Annotated in this window: 23 protein-coding genes and 1 riboswitch; of the genes, 4 read left to right on the top strand and 19 right to left on the bottom strand. The window is 61.6% G+C overall.

What is annotated here, in order from left to right; genetic code table 11:
* Positions 1-47: 47 nt before the first annotated feature.
* The gene (locus L1069_RS04685; RefSeq protein WP_237454951.1) at positions 48-1,568 is read right to left on the bottom strand and encodes a trimethylamine methyltransferase family protein; all 1,521 of its coding nucleotides are present in this window, start codon (positions 1,566-1,568) and stop codon (positions 48-50) included.
* A 94-nt stretch (positions 1,569-1,662) separates the two neighbouring features.
* Here L1069_RS04685 and L1069_RS04680 point away from each other — a divergent pair, with 94 nt between their 5' ends.
* Positions 1,663-2,577, top strand: a complete 915-nt coding sequence (locus L1069_RS04680; RefSeq protein WP_237454950.1) for a LysR substrate-binding domain-containing protein — start codon at positions 1,663-1,665, stop codon at positions 2,575-2,577.
* A 1-nt stretch (position 2,578) separates the two neighbouring features.
* On the opposite strand, the gene L1069_RS04675 is transcribed toward L1069_RS04680, so the two are convergent.
* The 4 genes from L1069_RS04675 to L1069_RS04660 form a co-directional block, all read right to left on the bottom strand.
* Positions 2,579-3,439: a metal ABC transporter permease gene (locus L1069_RS04675; protein ID WP_129369496.1), complete on the bottom strand. Its 861-nt coding sequence runs from the start codon at positions 3,437-3,439 to the stop codon at positions 2,579-2,581.
* Complete coding sequence (locus L1069_RS04670) at positions 3,439-4,317, bottom strand: metal ABC transporter permease (RefSeq protein ID WP_237455006.1); 879 nt, start codon at positions 4,315-4,317, stop codon at positions 3,439-3,441. The genes L1069_RS04675 and L1069_RS04670 overlap by 1 nt, the downstream gene beginning before the upstream one ends.
* Complete coding sequence (locus L1069_RS04665) at positions 4,317-5,234, bottom strand: manganese/iron ABC transporter ATP-binding protein (protein WP_275423049.1); 918 nt, start codon at positions 5,232-5,234, stop codon at positions 4,317-4,319. The genes L1069_RS04670 and L1069_RS04665 overlap by 1 nt, the downstream gene beginning before the upstream one ends.
* Positions 5,235-5,331: 97 nt before the next feature.
* Positions 5,332-6,234: a metal ABC transporter substrate-binding protein gene (locus L1069_RS04660; protein ID WP_237454949.1), complete on the bottom strand. Its 903-nt coding sequence runs from the start codon at positions 6,232-6,234 to the stop codon at positions 5,332-5,334.
* A gap of 280 nt (positions 6,235-6,514) precedes the next feature.
* On the opposite strand from L1069_RS04660, the gene L1069_RS04655 reads away from it, so the two are divergent.
* Positions 6,515-6,919, top strand: coding sequence for a hypothetical protein (locus tag L1069_RS04655; protein ID WP_129369494.1), 405 nt, complete (start codon positions 6,515-6,517; stop codon positions 6,917-6,919).
* Between the two features lie 27 nt (positions 6,920-6,946).
* Complete coding sequence (locus L1069_RS04650; protein ID WP_237454948.1) at positions 6,947-10,003, top strand: M10 family metallopeptidase; 3,057 nt, start codon at positions 6,947-6,949, stop codon at positions 10,001-10,003.
* A gap of 84 nt (positions 10,004-10,087) precedes the next feature.
* Here the strand turns inward: L1069_RS04650 and L1069_RS04645 are convergent, their stop codons facing one another.
* The 6 genes from L1069_RS04645 to L1069_RS04620 form a co-directional block, all read right to left on the bottom strand.
* The gene (locus tag L1069_RS04645) at positions 10,088-11,659 is read right to left on the bottom strand and encodes an alkaline phosphatase family protein (protein WP_237454947.1); all 1,572 of its coding nucleotides are present in this window, start codon (positions 11,657-11,659) and stop codon (positions 10,088-10,090) included.
* A 142-nt stretch (positions 11,660-11,801) separates the two neighbouring features.
* The gene (locus L1069_RS04640; protein WP_237454946.1) at positions 11,802-12,557 is read right to left on the bottom strand and encodes an aspartate/glutamate racemase family protein; all 756 of its coding nucleotides are present in this window, start codon (positions 12,555-12,557) and stop codon (positions 11,802-11,804) included.
* 13 nt (positions 12,558-12,570) lie between these two features.
* The gene (locus L1069_RS04635) at positions 12,571-13,737 is read right to left on the bottom strand and encodes a Xaa-Pro peptidase family protein (RefSeq protein ID WP_237454945.1); all 1,167 of its coding nucleotides are present in this window, start codon (positions 13,735-13,737) and stop codon (positions 12,571-12,573) included.
* The gene (locus L1069_RS04630; RefSeq protein WP_237454944.1) at positions 13,730-14,920 is read right to left on the bottom strand and encodes a diaminopropionate ammonia-lyase; all 1,191 of its coding nucleotides are present in this window, start codon (positions 14,918-14,920) and stop codon (positions 13,730-13,732) included. The genes L1069_RS04635 and L1069_RS04630 overlap by 8 nt, the downstream gene beginning before the upstream one ends.
* Before the next feature lie 2 nt (positions 14,921-14,922).
* Positions 14,923-16,068 (bottom strand): amidohydrolase, encoded by a 1,146-nt coding sequence (locus L1069_RS04625; RefSeq protein WP_237454943.1) that lies wholly within the window; start codon positions 16,066-16,068, stop codon positions 14,923-14,925.
* 167 nt (positions 16,069-16,235) lie between these two features.
* The gene (locus L1069_RS04620) at positions 16,236-16,778 is read right to left on the bottom strand and encodes a hypothetical protein (RefSeq protein WP_237454942.1); all 543 of its coding nucleotides are present in this window, start codon (positions 16,776-16,778) and stop codon (positions 16,236-16,238) included.
* 234 nt (positions 16,779-17,012) lie between these two features.
* Between L1069_RS04620 and L1069_RS04615 the strand changes: the two genes are divergently transcribed.
* Positions 17,013-17,492, top strand: a complete 480-nt coding sequence (locus L1069_RS04615; protein ID WP_237454941.1) for a YHS domain-containing (seleno)protein — start codon at positions 17,013-17,015, stop codon at positions 17,490-17,492.
* Positions 17,493-17,599: 107 nt separating this feature from the next.
* Here L1069_RS04615 and L1069_RS04610 read toward each other — a convergent pair whose 3' ends face one another.
* The 8 genes from L1069_RS04610 to ybeY form a co-directional block, all read right to left on the bottom strand.
* Positions 17,600-18,232, bottom strand: coding sequence for a d(CMP) kinase (locus L1069_RS04610; protein ID WP_129369485.1), 633 nt, complete (start codon positions 18,230-18,232; stop codon positions 17,600-17,602).
* Entirely contained in the window at positions 18,229-19,575 is a 1,347-nt protein-coding gene (gene aroA, locus L1069_RS04605) for a 3-phosphoshikimate 1-carboxyvinyltransferase (RefSeq protein ID WP_237454940.1), read from the bottom strand. The genes L1069_RS04610 and aroA overlap by 4 nt, the downstream gene beginning before the upstream one ends.
* A 100-nt stretch (positions 19,576-19,675) precedes the next feature.
* A complete protein-coding gene (locus L1069_RS04600; RefSeq protein WP_237454939.1) occupies positions 19,676-20,452 on the bottom strand; it encodes a tRNA (guanine(46)-N(7))-methyltransferase TrmB in 777 nt (258 codons plus the stop codon).
* A 90-nt stretch (positions 20,453-20,542) separates the two neighbouring features.
* Positions 20,543-21,199, bottom strand: coding sequence for a hypothetical protein (locus L1069_RS04595; protein WP_237454938.1), 657 nt, complete (start codon positions 21,197-21,199; stop codon positions 20,543-20,545).
* Between the two features lie 260 nt (positions 21,200-21,459).
* A complete protein-coding gene (gene metK, locus L1069_RS04590; protein ID WP_134828865.1) occupies positions 21,460-22,641 on the bottom strand; it encodes a methionine adenosyltransferase in 1,182 nt (393 codons plus the stop codon).
* Between the two features lie 6 nt (positions 22,642-22,647).
* A riboswitch (SAM-SAH riboswitch) is annotated at positions 22,648-22,697 on the bottom strand.
* Positions 22,698-22,758: 61 nt separating this feature from the next.
* Positions 22,759-24,258: an apolipoprotein N-acyltransferase gene (gene lnt / locus L1069_RS04585; protein WP_237454937.1), complete on the bottom strand. Its 1,500-nt coding sequence runs from the start codon at positions 24,256-24,258 to the stop codon at positions 22,759-22,761.
* Positions 24,255-25,154, bottom strand: a complete 900-nt coding sequence (locus L1069_RS04580; protein ID WP_129369479.1) for a hemolysin family protein — start codon at positions 25,152-25,154, stop codon at positions 24,255-24,257. The genes lnt and L1069_RS04580 overlap by 4 nt, the downstream gene beginning before the upstream one ends.
* Before the next feature lie 22 nt (positions 25,155-25,176).
* Complete coding sequence (gene ybeY, locus L1069_RS04575) at positions 25,177-25,689, bottom strand: rRNA maturation RNase YbeY (protein ID WP_237454936.1); 513 nt, start codon at positions 25,687-25,689, stop codon at positions 25,177-25,179.
* Positions 25,690-25,763: the final 74 nt, after the last annotated feature.

Genomic DNA, 25,763 nt, shown 5'->3' with positions numbered 1-25,763 from the left:
GGCAGCTGGGCCGTGAGAGATCTTGGTTAGCGGGCCGGAGCAGCGGGTTAGTACCAAGCATCCGGAATTTCTTGTTTACGGCGGGCGACATAGGCGGCCAGTTCCTCTTTCACCGCCTCATCCATCGGCGGCGGCGCATACTCGTTCAGCATCTGGTTCCAGCGCTCATAGGCGCGCTGGCGCATGTCCTTGCAGCCGCCCTCTTCCCAGCTTTCGACATTCTCGCTGTCGCTCAGCTTCGGCTCATAAAACGCGGTCTGATAGTTGCGCATGGTGTGGCCCGATCCCAGGAAATGCCCGCCCGGCTCCACCTCAGCATAAGCATCGCGCGCCATAGCCTCGTCGCTGGTGTCCAGCCCCTGGCTCAGCACCTTCTGGTAGGAACCCAGCCGGTCGGCATCCATGATCAGCTTTTCGAAACCGGTGCACAAACCGCCCTCCATCCAACCGGCAGAATGCAGCACAAAGTTGGCTCCAGCCAACATGGTGGAGTGCATCGAGTCGGCACTTTCATAAGCCGCTTGCGCATCCTCGATCTTGGACGCGGTCAGCGACCCGCCGCAGCGCAACGGCAGTCCGGCCCGGCGGGCCAGCTGACCAATGGCATAGTTAGAGACAACTGGCTCCGGCATCCCAAATGTCGGCGCGCCGGATTTCAGCGACATCGACGACAGGAAGTTGCCCAGCACAAACGGCGCACCAGGACGCACCAGCTGAGTAAAGGCGCAGACCATCATCGCCTCGGCCATCGCCTGCGCCACAGAGGCCGCGGTGGACACCGGCCCCATCGCGCCGGTCAGAATGAACGGCACAACGATCATCCCCTGCCCGCGGGCGGAATAGGTGCGCACGGCCTCGGTCACCACCTTGTCCACCAGCAAGGGTGAGTTGGTGTTCACATTGCCCATGATCACGCAGTTGTTGTCCATGACCTCACGCCCAAAGACAATCTCGGCCATGTCGACACTGTCCTGCGCGCGGGACATTTCGGTGATCGCGCCCAAATGCGGTTTGTCGCTAAGGGTCATATGAGCATAGAGCATGTCAAAATGGCGCTTGCTGACCGGCACATCGCAGGGCTCGCAGATCACCAGCCCGCCATGGTGCAGGTTCGGATGCATATAGGTGAGCTTCACCAGCTTCTCGAAACTCTCCATGTCGCCATAGCGGCGGCCGCCCTCCAGATCGCGCACAAACGGCGCGCCATAGATCGGGGCAAACACCTGATTATTACCGCCGATGGTGACCGACCGTTCACGGTTGCGGGCCAGCTGGGTGAATTCCCGCGGTGCCTTGGCGCACAGCGACCGGACCCACTGCGCATCCGCCCGCACGATGTCGCCATCAATTCGCGCGCCGGCCTCTCTCCAGATCTTCAGCGCTTCGGGATCATCGCGAAAGGCAATGCCGACGTCTTCAAAGATCCAGTCCACCTGGGCCTCGATCCTGGTCAGTTTTTCCTCATCCAGCACATCAAAGAACGGCAGTGTGCGCTGGATAAATGGCGATGCGGGGGCACCCGCCGGGGCGGTGTTTCTATCGCGGGATGCGCGGGCGCGTCGGGCCATGGGGCTCTCCAGTATCCAAATGATGAATTACGATACTTCTGGCACCCGCGTTTGTGACGGTTGAAAAATCTGATCGTTTGGATAATCAAGAGTTATGCAAGAACTCTGGAAACTCCTCACCAGCCCCCGTCACCTGATTGTTTTTGAGGCCGCCGCCCGGCACGGCTCCTTTACCCGTGCGGCGGAGGAGCTGAACGTTCAGCAACCTGCTGTCAGTGCGGCCATAAAGCAGATGGAGGCGTCGTTAGGTGTTATTTTATTCCGCCGCGGCCACCGCAAAGTGGAGCTGACCGGGGCGGGAATGCGGCTTTACACCGATGTGTCCAAGGCCTTAGAGGACATCCTGTCCTCTGCCAAAGCGGTACGCCAGTTCGGACGCAATGACCACGTTACGCTCAATTGCTCCTCGGCTTTTGCATACTACTGGGTGATGCCAAGACTGCCCCGGCTGCATGATGCGCATCCCGATATCGACCTGCGCCTGCAAAGCTCGGACCGGGAGCCGGATATCAATACCGAAGGCATCTCGCTGGCGGTGCGGCGCGGGCACGGCAACTGGCCGGACTGCCATTCCGCCCTGATTGCGCCCGAGGTGATCTATCCGGTGGCCAGCCCGCGGGTGATGGCCTCGGCCGTCAACCTGGCGACAGTGCCGAACCTGCTGCACGAGCGGCTGATACATCTGGAGGAACCGATCCGCGAGCGCCCCAGCTGGCAGCAGTGGTTTGCCCATTTCGGAGTTACAGGCCCCCTGCCCGCGGCAGGTCTGCGGCTCAATGATTACGCGCTGGTACTGCAGGCGGCGATAGCCGGCGAAGGCTTTGCCTTCGGCTGGCAGCACGTGACGCAACCGCTGATCAAGCAGGGGCTGCTGGCCGCACGCAAGAACTGGTCCTGGACCACCGGCGCCGGGTTTTACCTGGTGTGGTCCAAGACCCAGGATCTGGTCCCCACTGCCGAATTGGTGCGGCAGTGGCTGTTGGAAATGGCCCAGCCCGGCGCCGCGTGACTTACGCGATCCCGGAAGGGTCCTTGGCCCGCTGCATCGAGGTCTTGCGGGTCACATACAGCCGCCGCACAAAGGCGAGGATGAACAGCGCGGTCAGGATCAGCACAATGGTCGGCGCCGGCGCACTGTCGAGGAAGAAGCTGGCATAGGTCCCCGCCAGCATCGAGAACATGCAGATCAGAACAGACACCCAAAGCATGGTGCTGAACTTGCGCACTACCAGAAAGGCGATGGCCCCCGGCGCGATCAGCAATCCAATCGCCAGGATCAGCCCCGCCGCCGACAGGGTGGCCACAATCGTCAGCGACAGGGCCGCCAGCAGCCCATAGTGCAGCACCGTGACCGGCAGCCCGGACGCCTGCGCCTGTGCCGGGTCAAAGCTGTGCAGCAGCAGATCTTTCCATTTCAGGACAAGCGCCACACCCACCACCAGGGAAATAATCCCCGCCGTCAGCAGCTCGTGCCCTTCAACCCCCAGCATATTGCCGAACAGGATGTGATCCAGGTGGGCGTTGGTCTCAACCGAAACATAAAGCACGATACCGAGGCCGAACATGCCAGAGAACACCACCCCCATCACCGTGTCCTGCTTGACCCGGCTGTTGCCGGAAAGATAGCCGGTCGCAACCGCGCAGAGCATGCCAGCGGCAAAGGCGCCAAGGATCAGCGGCAGCCCCACGATATAGGCCAGCACGATCCCTGGCAGCACCGCATGGCTGACCGCATCGCCCATCAGCGCCCAGCCCTTCATCACCAGGAAGCAGGACAGCAACGCGGTCGGGATAGAGACGATCAGTGAGATCAGAAAGGCGTTCTGCATGAACGCAAACTGAAACGGCATCAAAAGCGTATCAAGGTCCATCACGCAGCTCCCTGTTGTGCGGCGGGGCCGCGCTTCAATGCTTCGCGTGCTTTACGTTTTGCCGCCAGCAGCCCGTGTTTCGGAGCAAAAACAAAGACCGCCAGGAAGATCAGCGTTTGCAATGTCACAATGATGCCACCGGTGGCACCGTCCAGAAAATAGCTGGCATAGGCGCCAAAGAAGCTGGTGAGCGCACCGATCAGCACCGAGACAATGATCAGCCGCGGGAACCGGTCGCAGAGCAGATAGGCAGTGGCGCCCGGCGTCACCACCATGGCAATCACAAGAAACGCCCCCACGGTCTGCATCGCCGCCACGACAGAGGCCGACAGCAAGACAAAGAACACCGCCTTCAGCAGCCCGGGCCGCAACCCGATGGTGCGGGCGTGGTTTTCGTCAAAGAAGGTGACCATCAAGTCCTTCCACTTGGCCAGCAGCACTGCCAGCGAGACAAAGCCGATGATTGCAAGTTGAGCCGTGTCCTCGGGCGTGATCGCCAGGATGTTGCCCATGGTGATGGTCTGGATTGACACCGACATCGGGCTGATTGAAACAATGAACAAGCCAAGCCCGAAAAAAGAGGTGAAGATCAGCCCGATGATCACATCCACCTTAAGGCCCGAGCGTTCCGACAAAAACAGCATCGCCCCCGCCGCCAGCCCGCCCGCAATAAACGCGCCCAATGCAAACGGCAGACCGAGGATATAGGCCCCTGCCACCCCCGGCACCACGGAGTGGGACAGCGCATCGCCAATGAGCGACCAGCCCTTGAGCATCAGATAGGCCGACAGGAAGGCGCAGACGCCGCCCACCAAGGAAGAGACCCACATCGCATTGGTCATATAGCCGTAGGTGAACGGCTCCAGCAGGTATTCCATCACGGCTTGCCCCCGCCCTCAGCCTTGCCCTCGCTGGTTTGGGTTTTTTCGCCGTATTGGACAAAGGGCCGCTCGTCGTCGGTCAGGATGGTGACCTCGCGGGTGTCGCCGTCGTCATGCAACGCATCGCCGCCCAGGGTGAAATGGCGCAGAACACCGCCAAAGGCATGTTCCAGATTGGCGCGGGTAAAGGTGGTCTCGGTCGGGCCGAACCCCAGCACGGTGCCCTTGACCAGCACGGTACGGTCGCAGAATTCCGGCACGCTGCCCAGATTGTGGGTGGAAACCAGCATTACCCGGCCCTCGGCACGCAGCTCTCGCAGCAGGGCAATGATCTGCTCCTCGGTCTTCACGTCCACGCCGGTAAAAGGTTCGTCCAGCAGGATCACCTGCCCGTCCTGCGCCAGGGCGCGGGCCAGGAACACCCGTTTGCGCTGGCCGCCGGACAGCTCGCCGATCTGGCGGTGGCGGAAGTCCTGCATATTGACCCGGCGCAGTGCCTCGTCCACCGCCTCGTGATCCGCCGCCTTGGGCCGGCGCAAGAACCCCATATGGCCGTAACGCCCCATCATCACCACATCCTCGACCAGCACCGGAAAGGCCCAGTCGACCTCCTCGGATTGCGGCACATAGGCAACCAGATTCTTGCGCAGTGCCTCCTTGACGGTCAGGCCGAGGATGCGGATTTCACCCTGTGCGGCCGGCACAAACCCCATGATCGCCTTGAACAGGGTCGATTTGCCTGCCCCGTTCACCCCGACCAGCGCCGCAACGGTGCCGCGGGGAATGGAAAAACTGGCATCCCACAGGGCCGTGTGGCCATTGCGGTAGGTGACGGTGACATTCTTTGCGGCGATCCCGTCATCTGCGGGCGTGGCGCTGGTATTCATTATGTGGGTCTCACTGGCATCAAGCATGGGGCTGTCCTGCAGAGTTACACACAGAAAATGTGCTTTGTGAAATGAAACACCCCGCAGCGTGAACTGCGGGGCGTAGGGATTTCCGTTGGAAGGCTTAGTTGGTGACCTCGGTCAGGCCGCGTGCCACGGTTTCGGATGTGACCCTGAGCAGATCCAGATAGGTTGGCACCGGGCCGTCCGCTTCGCTGAGCGAGTCCACATACAACTCACCGCCATAGGCCACTCCGGTTTCACGGGCCACCTGTTCGGCCGGGGCGGTGTTGACGGTGCTTTCGCAGAACACCACAGGGATATCATTGACCCGCACCCCGTCGATCACACCGCGCACCTGCTGCGGAGTGCCGACCTGATCGGCGTTCATCGGCCACAAATACAGCTCCTTCATGCCGAAATCGCGGGCCAGGTAGCTAAAGGCGCCCTCGCAGGTCACCAGCCAGCGCTTGTCCTCCGGGATTTCGGCAATGGCGCGGCGCAGAGGTTCGATTGTGGCGCGCAAGCGGTCTTTGTATTCACCTGCGTTCTTGACATAGACTGCGGCGTTCTCCGGGTCGTGCTCGGCAAAGGCCTCGACGATGTTGTCGATATAGATCAGCGCGTTATCCAACCCCATCCAGGCATGCGGGTTGGCCTTGCCCTCATAAGAGCCCGCTGCAATCGGGATTGGGTCAATGCCATCGGTCAGCGTCACCGAGGGCACGTCTTCCATATTCGACAGGAACTGCTCGAACCAAAGCTCCAGGTTCATCCCGTTCCACAGGATCAGGTCGGCATCGTGTGCCCGTACGATGTCACGCGGGGTCGGCTCATAGCCGTGGATCTCGGCGCCCGGCTTGGTGACCGAAACAACCTCGGCAGCATCCCCCGCCACATTTGCCGCCATATCGGCCAGCACGGTAAAGGTTGTGACAACCTTCATCTTGTCGTCAGCCATGGCAGCGCTGGCAGCAACGGCCGCAACAGCGGCGGCGGAAACTGTCTTGAGCAGGTTCGGGAACATCCGATTCTCCGTTTTGAAGATGTCTTTGATCTCCTGTTATTGCAAATCATTCGCAACTGTCAATGAAATTGCGAATGATTTGCAACAACAGGGCATCGCCCGACCGGGGCCGAACCGCCGCCGTTTCCCTGCCAAATGGTTAACGGCGGTTAATGACGTCTTAATATTGCCCGTATCGCAACCGGCATTTCGCCCCAATCACCGCCTAAACCTGAAGCTGCAGCCAGAACGGCGCGGGACTGAACCTGATCCTTCGACCTACTGAGCGAGCACATTCCCCATGACTTCACCTGGAAATCTTTCCAGCTGTTCCGATGCAATCCAGCTGCTGATCACTGACACTTCTGTGGCTGGCAGCCCGGTGCAGATTGTTCAGCTGCAATGCAGCGGATCTCTGCAGCAACCGCTCTGCGATGCGCTGGCCGGCGGCTTGCGCCAGAAATTCACCGGCGCCGCGGTTACCGCTGCTGACGGCTTGCAGGCCGGTCCGGACCTGACCTTGCGTTTCGTCGAACAGAACCGGTCGGCGGATTGGATCTCTGGCTGGTTGGCCTGGCGGCACAGCGACGGCCGCAGCGGCCAAGGCCCGGTCATCGAACAGTCGGTCATGGATGGGCAGCTGAGCGGTGACAGCCTTGCGGGCTATGCCGGCCAATTGGTCCAGCACACTGAATTCCCTTTGTAATTTAAAGATCTAGGATGGAGCACGGACATGTGTGAATATTGCGGTCAAGCCAATCACAGAATTCCCGAAAGCACCGATGGCAGCGGCACAGGCTCGGGCGGCCAGTCTGCTGGTAGCAAACCCACCTATACTGTCGATCAGGTGGCAGAGTATCTTTACAAGGGATATTGGCAGTCGACCGGCCGCACAGAGCGCTCCTTTGATGTGGAAACCGGCGGTCAGCTCACTGTCAACCTCAGCGGGTTGAATGGAACCGGAAAAGAAACCGCACGCAAGGCGCTGGAGAGCTGGACGGCGCTGAGCGGGATCGAATTTGTCGAAACCACCGGCAGCGCCAAGATCACTTTCGACGACAACCGGTCCGGCGCCTATGCCAGTTCTTCGGTCAGCAATGGCACCATTCTAAGCTCCAGCATCAATATCGACGATGCCTGGGCCCAATACGGCAATTACTACCTGCAAACTTACATCCATGAGATCGGCCACGCCCTGGGCCTGGGCCACACCGGCAGCTACAACGGCAGCGCCAGCTACGGCTCGGACGCGCATTTTGCCAATGACAGCTGGCAAATGTCGATCATGTCCTACTTCAGCCAGTCCGAGAACACCGCGGTGGATGCGTCCTTTGCCTATCTGGCAACCGCTCAGCTTGCTGATATCGCAGCGGTTCACCATCTCTATGGCACACCCGTGGACATCGAAACGGGCGACACCATTTATGGCGACGGGCAAACCACCGGCCGCTTCGGCATGGATTTGAACGGCAGCTTCGGTGTGGCTGTTGTAGATAACGGCGGCATAGATCTGATCAGCCTCAGCTCGCGCAGCTACAATCAGACGCTGAACCTGAATGAGGAAACCTTTTCCAGCCTCAACGGTAAGACCGGCAATTTCGCCATTGCCCGCGGCACCGTGATCGAAAACGCGATTACCGGCTCGGGTATCGACCATATCACAGGCAATGCAGCGGATAACCAGCTGGAAAGCGGCGCCGGAAATGACCAGATTGAGGGCGGTGACGGCAACGATACCTTGATCGGCGGCGATGGTGCTGACCTGCTGACAGGCGGCAATGGTGCGGACCGGTTCGTATATACAAGCCTCAGCGAGGCCGGCGATTCCATTGCTGACTTTGATCTGGCAGCAGGCGACAGGATCAACATCGCGCAGCTTCTGCAAACAATCGGCTATGAGGGAGATGATCCGGCAGGCGACGGCGTTGCAACGCTGCAGGCCGGCAGCGGTGGATCCTGGCTGAAGATTTCACACGGCGGCAACAATGCTCTGTTGGTCTTTCTTGTCGGCGTGAATGAGGACGCCAGCCTGGCAGAGATCATCAACACTTCCGGCACCCCGGGGCCGGCACCGGACCCAACACCCGATCCTGAACCCGCACCGGATCCTGATCCAACACCCGATCCTGACCCGACACCCGATCCGGATCCGACACCTGACCCTGATCCCACACCTGATCCGGACCCGACTCCCGACCCGGACCCGACTCCCGACCCGGACCCGACCCCAGGGACTATTGATAACGTGTATGTCTTCGATGACACCTTCATGACGCAATGGACCATTCAACTCGGCACCGTCACTGACACAAATGGCGGCATTGACACACTGGATCTTAGTGCCGTCACGCGGGGTTCCACGATCGACCTGGCAAGCGGGGCAACCAGCAAAATAGGCTCCAAAAGCCTGACAATCAGTGAAGGCACCGAGATTGAGAACGCCATCCTGGGCAGCGGCAATGACAAGGCCTATGGCAATGACCTTGCCAACTTGATCGAAGGCCGTGCCGGCAACGATCTACTGGAAGGGCGCGGCGGCAATGACACGCTGGACGGCGGTATCGGTAACAACAAGATCTATGGCGGCCTGGGCGATGACAGCCTGACAGCCGAGGACGGAAACGACAAAATCTATGGCGGCGACGGGGACGACGCGATCCACGGCGGCGGCGGAAGGAACTTCCTGACCGGTGAAGAGGGTGACGACACTTTGACAGCCGGCTCCGGCACAGACCGGATATATGGCGGTCTGGGCAATGACAATTTGGACGGGGGCGATGGCAAGAACCGGATTGAAGGCGGCGAAGGGGACGACGCCATAACCGGCGGCATTGACAAAGACCGGCTGTCAGGCGGCGGTGGCGACGACACAATGTCTGCCGGCGATGGCGACAACAGGCTGGACGGCGGCGAGGGCGATGACAGCATGTCCGGCGGCAGCGGAAAGGACAAAATGTCAGGCGGCGAAGGCGATGACACGATGTCTGCCGGCGATGGCGGCAACAAGCTGGATGGCGGCAGCGGTGATGATGTCCTCACCTCGGGCAGTGGCAAAGACAAGCTTATTGGCGGCGAAGGCGATGACACGCTATACGCCGGCGATGGCGAAAACAAACTGAACGGCGGTGAAGGCGATGACAGCTTGTCCGGCGGCAGCGAAAAGGACAACATTAAAGGCGGTGAAGGGGACGACACGATATACGCCGGTGATGGCGAAAACAGGCTGTTTGGCGGTGACGGGAACGACCAGATCACCAGTGGCGCAGGGGACGACAAACTGAAGGGCGGCCTGGGGGATGACACGCTTTCGGCTGGCGACGGCAATAACAAGACCGATGGCGGCGATGGCAATGACATGCTCAGCAGCGGCAGCGGTTTCGACCAGCTGAAAGGCGGCAATGGTGATGACACGCTGTCGGGTGGCGCAGGAAGTGACAAGCTGGATGGCGGGACCGGCATGGACCGGCTGGAAGGCGGCGCCGGGGCGGACCTCCTTAAAGGCGGCAGGGATGCCGATGTGTTTATCTTTGCCGCGGCCGAGGACGCAGGGGACACCATCAGCGATTTCAAGCTGAGCGATGGGGACTTGCTCGACATCGACGGGCTGCTTCAGGATCTGGGCACCAATCTTGACGACGCCTTGTCCAGCGGCAACCTGAGCCTTAGCGACAGCCGTGCAGTTTGGCTGGAATATGACGCTGACGGTGAGGGGGGCGAGGACGCGTTTCAGATCGCCTATCTGAGAGGGGTGAGGTCAAATGCCGAGCTGACCGACGACTGGTTCATCTAAAGCCCGCATGAAAACAAACGCCCGGTCTCCGTCAAGGGGGCCGGGTGTTTGTTTTTTCCCGTTACAGCCCGCAAAAAACCGCGGTCAGGTTTTCGACTGCGGAAACCGGGCCACGCCGCGCGCGCCATCCGGGGTGATCGACATCAGCGACAGCGTGTGATCCATGTTTTTCATCCGGTGCCGCAGCATCATCCGGGTCAGCCGGTTCAGATCGCTTGCGTAGTCCGGCTGCCCGGCCACATTCTCCAGCTCCCCCTGCCCTTCGCTGTCAAACAGCATCGGCGGCAGATCAGCGGCAAACTCAACCAGTGTGAACCGTTCGTCCCGCAGGATGCCCAGGCCGCTCTCGCTTGGCGATGTGCCCAGCGCCTGCTGCCACAGCGTCGGCTTTTGCGGCTCTGAGAAATCCAGTTCCGAGAAGGAATACTGCCGCCAGTCCTGCGGCTCCTCTCCCCGCAACAGCGGCAGCAGCGACCGCCCGTCCATCGAATTCGGGATCTCCTGCCCGACCCATTCCAGAATGGTCGGCGTCACGTCAATCGACTCGGTGATCTGGCTGAGGCAGGCTCCGGCATTCGCCTCATTGCCCGGCATCCGGATGATCAGCGGCGTGTGATAGGCGGCGTCATAGACCGTCATTTTTCCCCAGGAATGCCGGTCGCCCAGCATCTCGCCGTGGTCGGCAGTGATCACCACCATCGTGTTGTCGTACTGGCCCGTGTCTTTAAGAAACTCGATCACACGGCCGACGTGATGGTCCACCTCGCTCGCAAGCCCCAGATAAACCGCGCGCAAAGTGCGGATGTTATCATCCGTCGGCTCAAGATCCGGGAACCCTTCTACGAAGCCCGCGATCGTGCTCTTGCGCAGTACCGGATCAAAGAACGGATGCTGTTCGCACTCCGCATCCGGTGTCGCCAGCCGCTTTGGCAGCGGTAGCGAGGCAGGATCATACATAGTGTTATAGGGGGCTGGCGCCACCAGCGGCGGGTGCGGGCGGATATAGGTCAGATGCGCGAACCAGCTTTCCTTGTGGTAGGCGGTCATTTTACCAAGGAAGGAATTGGTCAGAAACGCGGTGTCACTGTCTTCAGCGGCATAGAGCGCCGGATCGTTCAGCCTGGGCGCGCCGCCACTTGGCGGCACCGGTTTGTAGACATCCCAATAGTTTTCGAACGCATAGCCCCGGTTCATCAGATGCGACTGCCACGGATAGGACATCTCCATCCGCATCTCGGTCATCTCATGAAACCCGTTCATCGGGAATTCATAGGTTCTGAGCGCCGGATCATTGGCATCAAATGCCCGCGGGTCCTGCGACGTATCAGTATAGCCGAACAGCATCGGCATATAGCCTGCCTTGCGCATTTCTGTCGCAATGTTCGGCGTGTCATGACGCAGCGGCGTGCCATTGCGGACCGAGCGATGGTTCATTGCGTATTGCCCGGTCAGGATTGAGGCCCGCGACGGCCCGCAAGGGTTGGTGACCGAGAAATGCCGTTTGAAGGACACCGCATCCTTCATGAAGGCACGGATGTTCGGCAGCTCCACATGTTCCGCCAATGCGCCAAACAAACAATCCGCGCGCAGCTGGTCGATGATGATGAACAGCACGTTCCGGTTTGCGGGACGGGTCTCGGGGTGATTGGCAGGCATCCGGGCATCCTTGCAGGCACAAGACAGATTTAGACTGGCAATCTGTCGCGATCTGCACAGGGATTTCAAGCACCGTGTACACCGCTCTGCAGGATGCAATCTGAAAAGTTGTCAGCTGACAAATCCTGGACAATTGTATCTATCAGACGGCCAGGCCCCGTGTGAACAGCCTGCCGAATTGCGGTTGCGGCTCCGTAACACCTGCAAGACGCAGCATGTGCCAGGCCAGCGCCTGATTGCTGGAGATCACCGGCACCCCGGTTTGCGCCTCAATCTCTGGAATGATTTGCAGGCAACGCAGGTTGGTACAGGAAATCACGATGGCATCGCAGTCCCCTGCCTGGGCCACCTGCTGCGCCGCATCCGCAATGGCCGCCTCGGTGATCCGCGCCACCACCCGGTCGTCCATTTCCTCAAACGAGCCAAAGCCTGCAATTGCAAATCCCGCCTCTTCCAAATTGGCCCGCATCTGCGCTGAAACCTCTGGCAAATACGGCGTGACAAACCCCAGCCGGGACACGCCCAATGCTTTGCCAGCCGCGATGATCGCCGCCAGCGGGTCTGTCACCTTGGCCTTAGGCAAGACCGTCTGCACCGCCTCGGAAACCTTGGCCGAGCCGATCACGGTTGACGCCGAGGTGCAGCCGTAACCGATCACATCAAAGTCGAGGGAAGACGGGAACAACCGGGCCGAGGCCGGCAGATCCGCTTGCATCTGTACCAGGGTTTCAGGCCGGACCTCAGGCACCATCGGAATGCGGCTGTGATAAAGCGCCACGCCGTCCCGCGCCATCATCCGGGAGAATTCCGGCTCCAGCGTCTCATCGGTTTCCAGAACGATCACACCCAGGGTCGCGCGGGTGCCGATGCCGGCGTCCGTGTCATAAGGGAGCTTCATCGCGGGTCCTCCTTCAGATCACCGGCAGTTCAGGCGCGGCGCGGGTTGTCAGCAATTCCGCACCACCAGCGCGCACCACAATGTTTTCCTCATGCACCATGATCTTGCCGTCACCGTACCCCAGCGAAGGCTCCAGCGTCAGCACCATGTTTTCCTCGATCACCGTCCCGTCAAACACCGCGTGCGAGGGCCATTCGGTCAGCTGCATTCCCAATCCGTGGCCCAGCCGGCCTACATCGCCGCCCTGATCGTCCAGCTCTGCAATCACGTCCTGCATCGCCTGGAACAAATCCCGGCAGGTGGCGCCGGGTTTGGCGGCAGCAATCCCGGCCTCGGTCGCCCGCCACAGCACGTCATAGGCCCGGCGCGACAGATCGTCGGCGCGGCCGATGGCAAAGTTGCGGTCAAAATCGCAGAAATACCCGTCCCAAGTGGACCCGGTATCCAGCATCACAATGTCGCCTGCCTGCAACGGCCGGCCGGTCGGTGGTGAAATCACGTCGCTATAGCCGCCCTGATCGGCGCCGCCGACCAGATATGGAACGTCATCCGCGCCTTGCGCCAGGGCTTCGCGGCGGAAGGCGCGGAACAGATCCTCGAACGGCTGGCCTTCCTGGGCGATCTGCGGCACCTGCGCAAAGCTGCGTGAACCGATGGCGCAGATATGCGACAGCTTTTCGATCTCCGCCGCGGATTTCACCATCCGCAGGCTGCGCACCAGCGGTGTTGCATCCGCGATTTTCAACCCCGGCAAGCCAGTCATCAGGCGTTCATAATCACCCAGCGGCATCCGCAGCGCGGTTTCATGCCCTTTCATGATGCCAATGCTGCCGCCGAGGCCGGCAATCGGCGACAGCAGCTCTGTCAGCAGGCTAAGGCCGTCGTCCTGGGGCGCAGGGGCGCTCCAGGTGCGGATATCCTCGATCCAGGTGCGGCGCATCAGGTCGGCGCCGATTTCCGGGATAATCGCAATGGGTTTGCCCGCAGGCGGCACAAACAGGAACCAGGGCCGGGTCGGGCTTTGCCAGAACAGGGTGTGAAAACCACTGAAATAGCGCACTTCAGGCTCGGTCAGCAGCAACAGCCCATCAAGCCCCTGCTGTGCCATCAGCGCCTGTGCCTTTTGGGTCCGGGCAGCGAATTCCGCGTCCGGGAACCCGCGCATGGGCGCATTAGACATTGTTTTCTCCGGCCATGATCGCAGCGTAGATCGCCGGGTCGGTGACACCTTCAGAGCCGATCAGCAGAACCCTCGAGTCTGGCCCCAGCCCCAGCTGTTCGGCTAGATCCGGCGCCTGGCAGGCGGCAATCAGGGCTGCAAGGCCCGCAACTGCGCTTTCACCCGCTTCAACCGCCGGATCGCCGGTTTCCGCATTGGCCAGCAGCCGCACCGCAGGGGCCACAATGCTGTCCGGGATGGTCAGAAAATCCGAGGCTTCCTCGGCCAGGATTTCCCAGGCCATTCCCGACGGCTCGCCGCAGGACAGGCCCGCCATGATGGTTTCTTCCCGGATTGCGAAATTGGTCGCCTTGCCATTGCGGGCGCTGTCGAACAGGCAAGCGGCCAAGTCCGGCTCAACGATCACAACCCGCGGTGCCTCGGCGCCGTAGTACTGCCGCAGCGCCGCCGCGACCGAAGCCGCCAGACCGCCGACACCGCCCTGCAGAAAGACGTGTGTCGGCGCTTGCTCCAGAGTCTCGCAAACTTCGCGGGTCATCACGCAGTAACCGGCCATCACATCGCGCGGCGGCTCGGTGTAGCCTTCCCAGGAGGTATCCGAGACCACAAACCAGCCGTTTTCCTCGGCTTCTTTCTTGGCCAGCAGCACGGATTCATCGTAATCGCCGGTGATGCGGATCACCTCGGCACCCAGTTCGCGCATGGCGACAGCGCGGCCTTCGCTGACCTCGGCGTGTATGTAGATCCGGCAGGGTGCGCCGAACCGCTGGCAGCCCCAAGCCAGAGAGCGGCCATGGTTGCCATCAGTGGCAGACACCAGGGTGATCCCGGCGCAGGCCTGTTTATGGGCGCCCTTGCGGATATCTTCCAGGCTGACGTCCTGGCCCGATTGGCGGCTCAGCTCGCGCTGCAGCACCCGCAACGCGGCAAAAGACCCCCCCAGCGCCTTGAAGCTGCCCAATCCGAACCGCGGCCCTTCGTGTTTATAATCAATCCGATCCACGCCGATCTTGTCCGCCAGCCCTGCCAGCGAGACCAGCGGCGTCGCTTCATAGCCGTCCCAAGCGGTGATTTCTGCACAAGCATTGCCAAAATCCTGCTCGGACAGAACGGTATAAGCGGCATCGCCGGGTTTCGGGCTGCCTGCCGTGTGGCGCATGGCAACGGTAAATTGTTCAAACATGGTCAGTCCTTTCCCGCTGGCAGCCGGTCACGCACCAGCTGCACCCAGAACTCTGCGCCGATGGGCAGCAGAGCGTCGTTGAAATCATAATCCGCCGCATGCAGCGGCTGGCCGTTCGGCCCGTCCTCGCCATTGCCCATCAGCAAAAAGCAGCCCGGAACAGCGGCGGCGAAATGGGCAAAATCTTCGGAAAAGCTCATCGGCGGACGGTTGCGGATCACCTCGCAACCCGCCGCTTCGCCCGCACGGCAGGCAGCTTCGGCCGGGCCTTCCGCATTGATGGTTTCGACAAATTCGGTGTTGAAACTCATCTCAACCTCCACCGCATGGGTAGCGGCAACGCCAGCAGTTATCTGGCGCATGAAACGTTCAATAGCCTCGCGGTCCGCAGGCACCCGCGCGCGCACGTCGCCCTTCAGCACGGCGTGGCCCGGCAGCACATTGCGCTGGCCGTCAGTCAGAAACTCGGTGACCGAGACCACCGCGCCCGCCCCCGGCGCCAGCTTGCGCGAAACGATGGTTTGCAGCGCCAGCACCATTTCCGCCCCGACGGTGATGGCATCAACCCCCGCCTGCGGCATCGAGGCATGGCCGCCCTGCCCCTTAATCGAGATTTCAAACAGGCTTTCGCTGCCGCAAATCTGGCCCGGACGGGTCGAAACCTGCCCTACCGGCGCGCCGGGCAGGTTGTGAATGGCATAGACTTCTTCGATCGGGAACCGCTCCAGCAGCCCCTCGGCAATCATCGCCTGCGCGCCCAGCCCGTGTTCCTCATTGGGTTGAAAGATGAACACTACAGTGCCGTCGAAACCCTGCTCCTGCACCAGCCGTTCCGCGGCGCCCAACAGCATCGTCATATGGCCGTCATGGCCGCAGGCATGCATTTTGCCGGGCGTTTCAGAGACATAATCGTGGGTGGAGATTTCAGTGATCGGCAGCGCATCCATATCGGCCCGCAGCCCGATGGCCCGGTTGCCGGTGCCCGCCCGCAGCAGGCCGGCAACGCCAGCCCCTTCATGCACCTCCAGCCCAAGGCCGCGCAAATGATCGGCAACCTTGGCCCTGGTCCGATCTTCCTGAAAGCCAAGCTCCGGGTGCCGGTGGAAATCCCGGCGCAGCGCGGTCAGGCGGTCCTGAAAGCTGTTCATATGCGTTCCCCAAGCTGTTTGCAGCGACCTTATTCTGCGAAACATGACTTGGCGCGTATATTTCCCGAGCGGCTGTGACGAAATTTATTGCCGTGGGCGGGTTACGGGCTGAAATTCGTATCTGTCAAAAATGCAGGCCGCGCGGGTTGCAGTCCGGGATCAAAGGCCTATATTTCCTCTCCCTTTTCCAGCAGTTCCTCAATCAGCTGCCGCTGGATGCCGGGGCTGTCGCCACCGCCGAACTGCAAGGCGCCACCGGTGTAAAGCGTGCCATAGGTGCGGGCGATATTGACCGTCTGGCCGAGCGAGGAAATCAGCTGATCTTTCTCCAAGGATGACAGCGGGTGGATGAACACCGCCCAAAGCCGCCCCTTGGCCACGGCATAGCGTGCATCCAGAGCCGTGTCGAAATTGGCCTGCATCATCCGCATCATATCTTCCGCTGTCAGCCCCTCGGCCGGGCGCAGCGGCACCATTGCGCGCATCCGGTCTGCCGTCCGGTCGGTCACGATCAGCATCGGCACGCCGGAAATGGTCAGCTGAAACCCGGTGCCCGCGGGCTGTGCGTTTTCGTCCAGCGCAAAGAGTATCCGCCCCAACCGTTCATAGGTCATCGGCGGCTCCGGGGCTTGGGGGGCTTCGGGCGCCTCCTGCGCCAAGGCAGGCACCGCAAGAACACACGCTGTCACAATCGTCCGCAACCAGGCCATAACGGCATCTCCTCATTGACACATGCACACAGGCTACTGCGCTGCGGCGCGAGGCTCCATGCACAGATGAGTGAGGCTCGGTGACTAAGCCCAAACGAAGATCTGGACGATCTGCAATGTCAGGCGAACGAAGGGGAATTAAACGTCCAAGATTCCGGACCTAAATTCAACTCATCGGGCTGCACAGCCTGAACTGAACAGAACAACCCGCAACTGAACCTGATGAGGACACCCATGAAAATTCTTCTGACAACCGCCCTGATTTCGCTCTCTGCCGCGCTAGCTGCCCCGGCCTTTGCCGCGGATGAGCTCAATGTCTCCAACGGTATCTCTGCCGGCGGTGCGCCGCTGGCCGCGCATGGTGTTGACCTTGTGTCGCTGCTGGACAGCCGCAACCCGGTGGGCGGCGTGGCAAACTACTCTGCCACTGTGGATGGCGCCTCTTATTACTTCACTTCTGAGGAGAACAAGACCGCGTTCGAGGCCGATCCGGCGAAGTACCTGCCGCAGCACGGCGGCTTTTGTTCCTATGGCGTGTCTGTTGGCAAGAAGTTCGACGGCGACCCGGACCAGTATCTGGTGCACGACGGCAAGCTGTTCCTGTTCCTGAACGCTGCCACCCGCGCCGCCTTCCTGGAAGACGTGCCCGGCACCGCCAAAACCGCAGACACCCAGTGGGGCCAGATCAAGCACACCGCCGTCAGCGAGCTCTGATCACGCACCACCCTGCGTCCCGGAGGGCCAGGCGGTCCGCTCCGTCCCGCCTGCCCTTGCACCCGCGGCTGATGCGTCAGCTGCGGGTGTTTTTGGTTGTTTGATGACTACGCCAGTGTTTCGCCGGCCTCGCGGCGGGCTTCGATCACGGTGATCGCCTTGGCCAGAGCTTCCTCGATGCTCAGATCGCTGGTGTCGATCAGGATGGCATCAGCCGCCGGCCGCAACGGCGCCTCGGCACGGTTCATGTCGCGCTCGTCGCGGGCCTTCACGTCACCCAGCACCTCATCCAGCGTGGTTACCTTGCCCGCAGCGGCGAGTTCCAGAAACCGGCGCCGGGCGCGGACCTCGGCACTGGCGGTCACAAAGAATTTCACCTGCGCATAGGGACAGATCACGGTGCCAATGTCGCGCCCGTCAAGCACTGCGCCCCCGGCCCGGCGGGCAAAGGCGCGCTGGAAGTCAATCAATGCGGCGCGCACTTCGGCAATCACCGCAACCTTGGAGGCTGCCTGTGCCACCTCCCGCCCGCGCAGGTCGTCGCGCGCCAGGTCTTCCGGTGTCAGGTTCTGCGCGGCCTCTACTGGCGCCACACCATCCAGCATCTTGGCACCCACCGCCCGGTACAAAAGACCGGTATCCAGATGGCTAAAGCCGTAATGGGCCGCCAGCGCCTTGGACAGCGTTCCCTTGCCAGCCGCCGCGGGGCCGTCGACAGCTATGGTGTAACTTTCGCTCATGTGCGCTCCAGCTTGGCGCCGAGGTCCCCCATCAGGCTCTCAAAGATCGGGAAAGATGTTGCAATCGGGCCGCCGTCATCGACAGAAACAGCCTTCTGGGCCCCCATGCCCATCACCATAAAGGACATGGCGATCCTGTGATCCAGTACGCTTTCGCAGGTGCCGCCGCCAGGCACACCGTCGATGCCAAGGCCGGTGACTTCCCACCAGTCGTCGCCTTCCTCAACCGTCACACCATTGATGCGCAGCCCCTTGGCCATCGCATCAATCCGGTCGCTTTCCTTCACCCGCAGTTCCTTGACGCCCCCCATCATGGTCTTGCCTTCCGCAAAGGAGGCAACCACCGACAGCACCGGGTATTCGTCAATCATCGAGGCGGCGCGTTCCGGCGGAACCTCGATGCCTTTCATGCCGGGCGAGTATTTGGCACGCAGATCAGCCACCGGCTCGCCGCCCTCTTCGCGCATGTTCTCGAACGTCAGATCTGCGCCCATGTCCTGCAAGGTATAGTAGAGGCCCGCGCGGGTCGGGTTCAGGCCGATGTTCGGCACCAGCACGTCGGAACCGGGGGTGATCAGCGCAGCACAGACCGGGAAGGCCGCCGAGGACGGATCGCGCGGCACTGCGATCACCTGCGGTTTCAGCTCCGGACGGCCGGTCAGAGTGATGACGCGGCCCTCTTCGGTTTCCTCGGTGGTGATCTCGGCGCCAAAGCCCGCCAGCATCCGCTCGGTATGGTCGCGGGTGGCTTCCTTTTCGATCACTACGGTTTTGCCCGGTGCGTTGAGGCCGGCAAACAGCACTGCGGATTTCACCTGCGCCGACGGCACTGGCACCTCGTAGCGCACCGGCACCGGGTCAGCCGCACCCACGATGGTCATTGGCAGCCGCCCGCCGGAGCGGCCCACGGATTGGGTGCCGAACAACGCCAGCGGGTCGGTGACGCGCGCCATCGGGCGCTTGTTCAGCGATGCATCGCCGGTGAAGGTCGCGGTGATCGGAGAGGTCGCCATCACCCCCATGATCAGCCGCACCCCGGTGCCCGAGTTGCCGCAGTCGATCACATTGCCCGGCTCAGCAAAACCGCCGACGCCAACGCCGAACACCGACCAGCTGCCGCCGCCATGGTTCACCACCTCGGCGCCAAAAGCCTGCATCGCCTTGGCGGTATCCAGAACGTCCTCGCCCTCCAGCAGGCCGGAGATCCTGGTCTCCCCCACCGACAGTGCGCCCAGGATCAGCGAGCGGTGCGAGATCGACTTGTCGCCGGGCACCTCTGCCACGCCCTTAAGCGGGTCGGCACGGTGGGAGGTCATCGGGATGGGCGTGCCGTGTCCGGACATGGGGCTTCCTTCGTCTGTCGGTACTTACTTAAGTTGGCGCTATCGGTAACGGATTGGCGCTGGACGGTCCAGAGCCTTTGCCCGCCGCCCCTCCGCTGCCCTAGCCAAGGCGGCGGAAGGTCAGATAATGCGGCGTGCGGCCTTCGCGCAGGGCTTTCTGCTCATAACGGGTGGAAATCCAGTCATCCCAGGACTGGCGCCAGCCTTCGGGACCTTCGGCCAGCCATTCGAAACCGGCCTTTGGCACCTCTTCCAGGGTCTGGCGCACATAGTCGGGAATATCGGTTGCCACCCGGAAAATCGCACCCGGCTTCAGGCAGCGGGCCAGCGGCTCAAGATGCTCTTGGGTCACAAAGCGGCGGCGGTGGTGGCGGGCCTTGGGCCAGGGATCTGGATACAGCAGAAAAGCGCGTGAAATGGAGGCCTCGGGCAGCACATCCATCAGATCGCGCGCATCGCCGGGATGCACCGCGATATTGCCGGCACCGGCTTTGCGGATCTTGCCCAGCAGCATGGCAACGCCGTTGATAAACGGTTCGGCCCCGATGATACCGGCATCGGGGTTGCTGGCAGCCTGATGCACCAGATGCTCACCGCCGCCAAAGCCGATCTCAAGCCAGACTTCTTTGCCGCCGAACAGCGCGTTCAGGTCCAGCGGGGTGCGGTCCGGGTTCACATCCCAATCGACCGCACCGGGGCTGAGGCTGGCCAGATCTTCGTCAAGATAGCGCTTCTGGCTGTCTTTCAGGGTCTTGCCCTTGAAGCGGCCGTAAAAGTTGCGCCAAGGCGCGCCGCTGGCATGTTTATCGGCCGCATTGGCAACAGCGGTCCGGGCATTCTTGGTCTGGTCGTCGCGGGGCTTCTGGTCGCCGGACATACGTCTGGGCTCCTGTTCAGGGCGTCTTTTGAAAGGCTGGCCGCTCCTCTGCCGCATGCGGGCCTCGTGGTCAAGCCTGTGTCAAGCCGACTAGCGGGTTTGCCCCTGCCGGGCCTCGCGCAGAACGCCCGCTGCAATCAACCGCAATCGGCTGGGATACCATTCGCCATCCGGGTCCGTGCGCAGCGTCTCAATCGCAAAGCCTGGATCGACACCGCGCGCCACCATATAGCTGAGATGGTCATAAACCTCGCGCTGAGTATCCTCGTATATCCAGGACCCTAAATCATACGGAGTTGCCCAGCGGCGTTTTTTGCGTTCGCTGCGATAGTATTTATGCACAGCATCAGCAGGCCAGTTGCGCTGATGAAAACCGATGCTGGACCCGATTGTCATCCGCCGCCGGCTGCCGGCCAGAAAGACATCGACACAGGCACTGATGCAGGTGCCATCAACCAAAGTGTCCAGCCCGTGTTCCAGCACCAGCCCGGCAATCTCTTCCCCGGCATAGACACTGCCGCCAATGCTGTTGAGCTGCAGCTCCGAGATTTCCGGGTTTTTCGTCAGGATATCCCGCAGCTCTAAGACATCGTCATCGGTTATTTCTGCCGGTTTTCCTTCCACCTCTGTTTCGGTGTCATAAACCAGCGTTCCGCCTTGCAGGCTGAACTTTTGCGGTAATGCCTCTTTAGCGGCCGCGGCAGACGCCAGAACCAGGCAGAAAAGTACAGTTATCACGCGCAGCATCGCGGTCCCGGCAGCTGGAAACAATCTTCCTTGCACTATGGTGCAGCAAACCGGTGTCTTCCAGCCTCAAAACGCCAGCTCTTCTGCCTCAATACTTCGCGCGCGAAACACCCGGTCAGCATTGCTGACCGGTCCGCAGCGCGGCGCCCGGCCCAACGGGAGAGGCGCATTCCCAGAATGCGCCGAAACGGGCGGGAGTATCACCCAAACGAAAAAGAGCGGCCCCTGCGGCCCGCTCTCTTGTTTCGATCAGCCCGGTGTCAGACTGCTTTCTTCAGCGCCCCGGCCAGGTCAGTGCGCTCCCAGCTGAAACCGCCATCGGCTTCCGGGTCGCGGCCGAAATGGCCATAGGCAGCGGTGCGCTGATAAATCGGCTTATTCAGGCCCAGATGCGAACGGATGCCGCGCGGGGTCAGATCCATCACCTGGTCGATCGCCTTTTCAATCGCTGCGGCGTCCACTTCACCGGTGCCATGGGTGTCTGCATAAATCGACAACGGCTTGGACACGCCAATGGCATAAGACAGCTGAATGGTGCATTTCTCCGCGATGCCCGCAGCCACCACGTTTTTGGCCAGATAGCGCGCGGCATAGGCTGCCGAGCGGTCCACCTTGGTCGGGTCCTTGCCGGAAAACGCGCCGCCGCCATGCGGGGCCGCACCGCCATAGGTGTCCACGATGATTTTACGGCCGGTAAGGCCTGCATCGCCATCCGGGCCGCCGATCACAAATTTGCCGGTCGGGTTCACATGCCATTTGGTGGCGTCCGTCAGCCAGCCTTCGGGCAGGGTTTCACGGATGTAGGGTTCCACCAATGCACGGATATCAGCCGAGGTCAGGCTTTCGTCCAGATGCTGGGTCGACAGCACCAGCGAGCTGACGCCCACCGGCTTGCCGCCATCGTATACCACCGACAGCTGCGATTTCGCATCCGGGCCCAGCGCAGGCTCAGTGCCGTTTTTGCGCACTTCCGCCAAGCGGCGCAGGATCGCGTGGGAATACTGGATCGGCGCAGGCATCAGCGCATCGGTTTCATTGGTGGCAAAACCAAACATGATGCCTTGGTCGCCAGCGCCTTCGTCCTTGTCGCCGGACGCATCCACGCCTTGCGCGATATGGGCGGACTGCTCGTGCAGCAGGTTGGTCACCTCCACGGTTTCGTGGTGGAATTTGTCCTGCTCGTAGCCGATGTCCTTGATGCAGGCCCGGGTGATCTCATCGATCTTGCCCATGTAATCGTGCAGCTTGTCCTGGTCGGACAGGCCGACTTCGCCCCCGATGACAACACGGTTTGTGGTGGCGAAAGTCTCAGCTGCCACTCGTGCTTCGGGTTCTTCCGCCAGGAAAGCATCCAGCACCGCATCTGAAATGCGGTCGCAGACCTTGTCCGGGTGGCCTTCGGAGACAGATTCCGAAGTGAAAGTGTAGTTCATACGGGTCATGAAAAGTGCTCCACTGGTTCCATCCTTGCCACGCCAGGAAGCCGTTGTGGCAGGTATCAAGCCGCAGTACGCGGCCCATCCGCGCGGGTCAATCTATATTCCAATAGAGTTAAGCAGCTATGACCGCGGCACAAGGGCGCGGGAGCGCAAAAAAACCGCGGCTGTAGCCAACAGGCACAGCAGGAACATCGGCCAATCCCCGGTGCGGCTGTAGAGCGTCGGCGGCAGCGGCGCAGGCAGCGCCGCGTCAATAAAACCCGCTTCACCCAGCGGCAGGCTGTTCAGCAGGGTTCCGTCCGCACCGATCATTGCAGACACACCGGTATTTGCAGCCCGGATCATTGGCAGGCCCTGCTCGATGGCCCGCATCCTGGCCTGCACCAGGTGCTGGTACGGGCCGGACCGGGTGCCGAACCAAGCGTCATTGGTGACCTGCACCAGCATGTCAGGGCGGGTCTCTGCGGCATTCACATCCTGTGGGAAAACAGCCTCGTAGCAGATCAGCGGCAAGGCGCGGCCAATTGGCAGATCCATGACTTGGGGGCCAGGCCCGGCGGCATAGCCCGCACCTGCCCGCGACGCAAAGCCATAGATCCCGAACCGGGCCATGACGTCGCCAAAGGGCACATATTCCCCGAACGGCACCAGATGCGCCTTGTCATAGGCGGCAGCGGGTTGGCCATCCGTGTCCAGCAGCACCGCAGAATTGTAAAAGGCGCCAGCCTCCTCCCGCTGGATGCCCAGAAGTACCGGAACCCCGCCGGCGTTTTCGGAAATGACCCGCAGGGTGTCATCCGCATAATTCAGCAGCTGCGGCACCGCGGTTTCCGGCCAGACAATCAGATCCGGACGCGGCGCTTCGGCAGAAAAGGCAACAGCGCGGCGGACAAATTCCCAGCGGTGATCCGGATGCCACTTCAAATCCTGCGGTGCGTTGGGCTGAACGATTCGCACGGTCTTGCCTGTTGGATTTGCCTGCGGCGGGGCGGGAACGGCAAAGGCAGCGGCTGCCGCCAGTCCCAATGGCGCCAAGGCTGCCGCCGGGGCCTGCCGCAGCAAGGTCAGCGGCAGGAAGGCCGCAAGCGTCAGCAGCGCCAGCCCTTGCGGGCCGATCCATGGCAGCAGGTTTGCGGCAGACGTATCAATCCAGAACTGTCCGAAAGCCGCCCAGGGAAAGCCGGTCAGCAGATAAGCGCGGCCAATTTCCGCCAGGGACCAGGCGGCCACCAGCATCGGGATCCGCCAGGCGCCGGCGCTGAACCGGACGGCCAGTCCAAACGCAGCGCCCCAGAACAAAGCAAGCCCCGCCGCCAGAAACAGCAGCGCAAAAGGCGCCATCCAGGCATGGCGTTCCGGATCAATCTGAAAGGGTTCCAGGATCCAGGACAGGCCAAAGGCAAAATACCCCAGCCCGAACAGCCAGCCGGCCAGCATCGCCGCGCGCGCCGTGGCGGCCTGCAGAACCAGCCAGCCTGCGGCACCCAAGGCAAGCGGCAGTCCGAACAAAAAACTCCAGGGGGCAAGTGCCAGAGACGCCAGCGCGCCGCCGCCAAAGGCCAGCCCGGCCCGGGCCGGGCGGAGCTGCCGCACGGCCTGCCGCAGCCGGATTGCCGTCATGCAGCGGCGTCCGGCAACCGCACCCGCAGCCGCTTAATCCGGCGGGGGTCGGCGTCCATCACTTCAAATTCAGTGCCTTCGGGGTGTTCGATCACCTCGCCGCGGGCTGGCACCCGGCCCGAGAGCATGAAGACCAGCCCGCCCAGGGTCTCGATCTCCTCCTCGTCCACGTCATCGTGGCTGGTCAGAGACTGGCCGATCTCAGTCTCGAATTCCGGCAGCGGAGTCCGGGCAAGCGCGATGTAGCATCCGGGCTTTTCCTCGAACCAGGTCTGCAGTTCATCCGCGTCGTGCTCGTCCTCGATCTCGCCCACCACCTGCTCGATCAAATCCTCGATGGTGACAAGCCCGTCCACACCGCCGTATTCGTCGATCACCAGCGCCATATGGCGGCGCTCGGCCTGCATCTTGGTCAGCAGCACCCCGATCGGCATCGAAGGCGGCACAAACAGCAGCGGACGCAGCATTTGGGACAGCTCGAAGTCCGAGGTGCCGCCGTTGAAGCCGTGGGTCAGCGAGAAATCCTTGAGGTGGACAAAACCCAGCGGCGTGTCCAGCGTGCCCTCATACACCGGGATCCGGGTAAAGCCGCTTTCGCGGAAAATGCCGACAAGGTCTTCCTTGGCGATGGAAACCGGCACGGCAGCGATTTCTGCAGATGGAATAGCGACATCCTCAACCCGCAGCCGGCGCAGGTTCATCATGCCGCGCGGTTCTGTGCCGGAAACGGGCTGTTCGCGGCCACTGTCTTCTTCGGACTGCGGCTCTGCGCTGAAGGCCCCGAAGAGCCGTGCCCAGAAACCGGTTTTCCCAGAGGCCGGCGCATCCGCTGCCGTGCCATTGATGTTCTGCAGCGCGCCCTGCGCCGCGTTAGAACTGCCTTCTATGTCGCCCATCGATCCTATCCAAAGGCCCCGCTTAAGGGGCGTCCTCACTCATATATGGGTTCGCGATACCCATTTTGCCAAGTAGCAGCACCTCAATCCCTTCCATCAATGCGGCATCGCGGTCACGAATGTGATCATAACCGAAAAGATGCAACATTCCGTGAACGATCAAATGGCGGGTATGATCGCCCAGCGGCTTGCCTGCTTCCGCCGCTTCACGGGCGCAAGTGTCATAAGAAACCGCAATGTCGCCCAGCGGGTATTCGCCGGTGAAATCCGCCTCGGGCAGCGCCGGGGTGCCGCCGTCTTCTTCCGCAGCAAGGTCTTCGGCGGGCCAGCTCAGCACATTTGTCGGCTTGGCCTTTTCGCGGAATTCGGCGTTGAGATCCGCAATGCGCGGATCATCACAGGCCAGAAGCGAGATTTCGCAATCCTCCGGGTCCAACGCAAAATGCGCCAGAACCGCTGAGACAGCCTGTTCAGCCAGTGCTTCAAGCCCGGCCTCTTGCCAGCGGCTGTCTTCGATCGTGATGTCGAGCGTCATGGAGCCGTTGCACATACGGGGGCCAGCCCCCGCACCCCCGGAGTATTTTTACAAAGGTGAAACCCGGCAGAGCC

The sequence above is a fragment of the Leisingera sp. MMG026 genome, from assembly GCF_021654205.1.
In the GTDB taxonomy this organism is placed as follows: Bacteria; Pseudomonadota; Alphaproteobacteria; order Rhodobacterales; family Rhodobacteraceae; genus Leisingera.
This window is presented reverse-complemented; position numbering and strand designations above follow the sequence as displayed.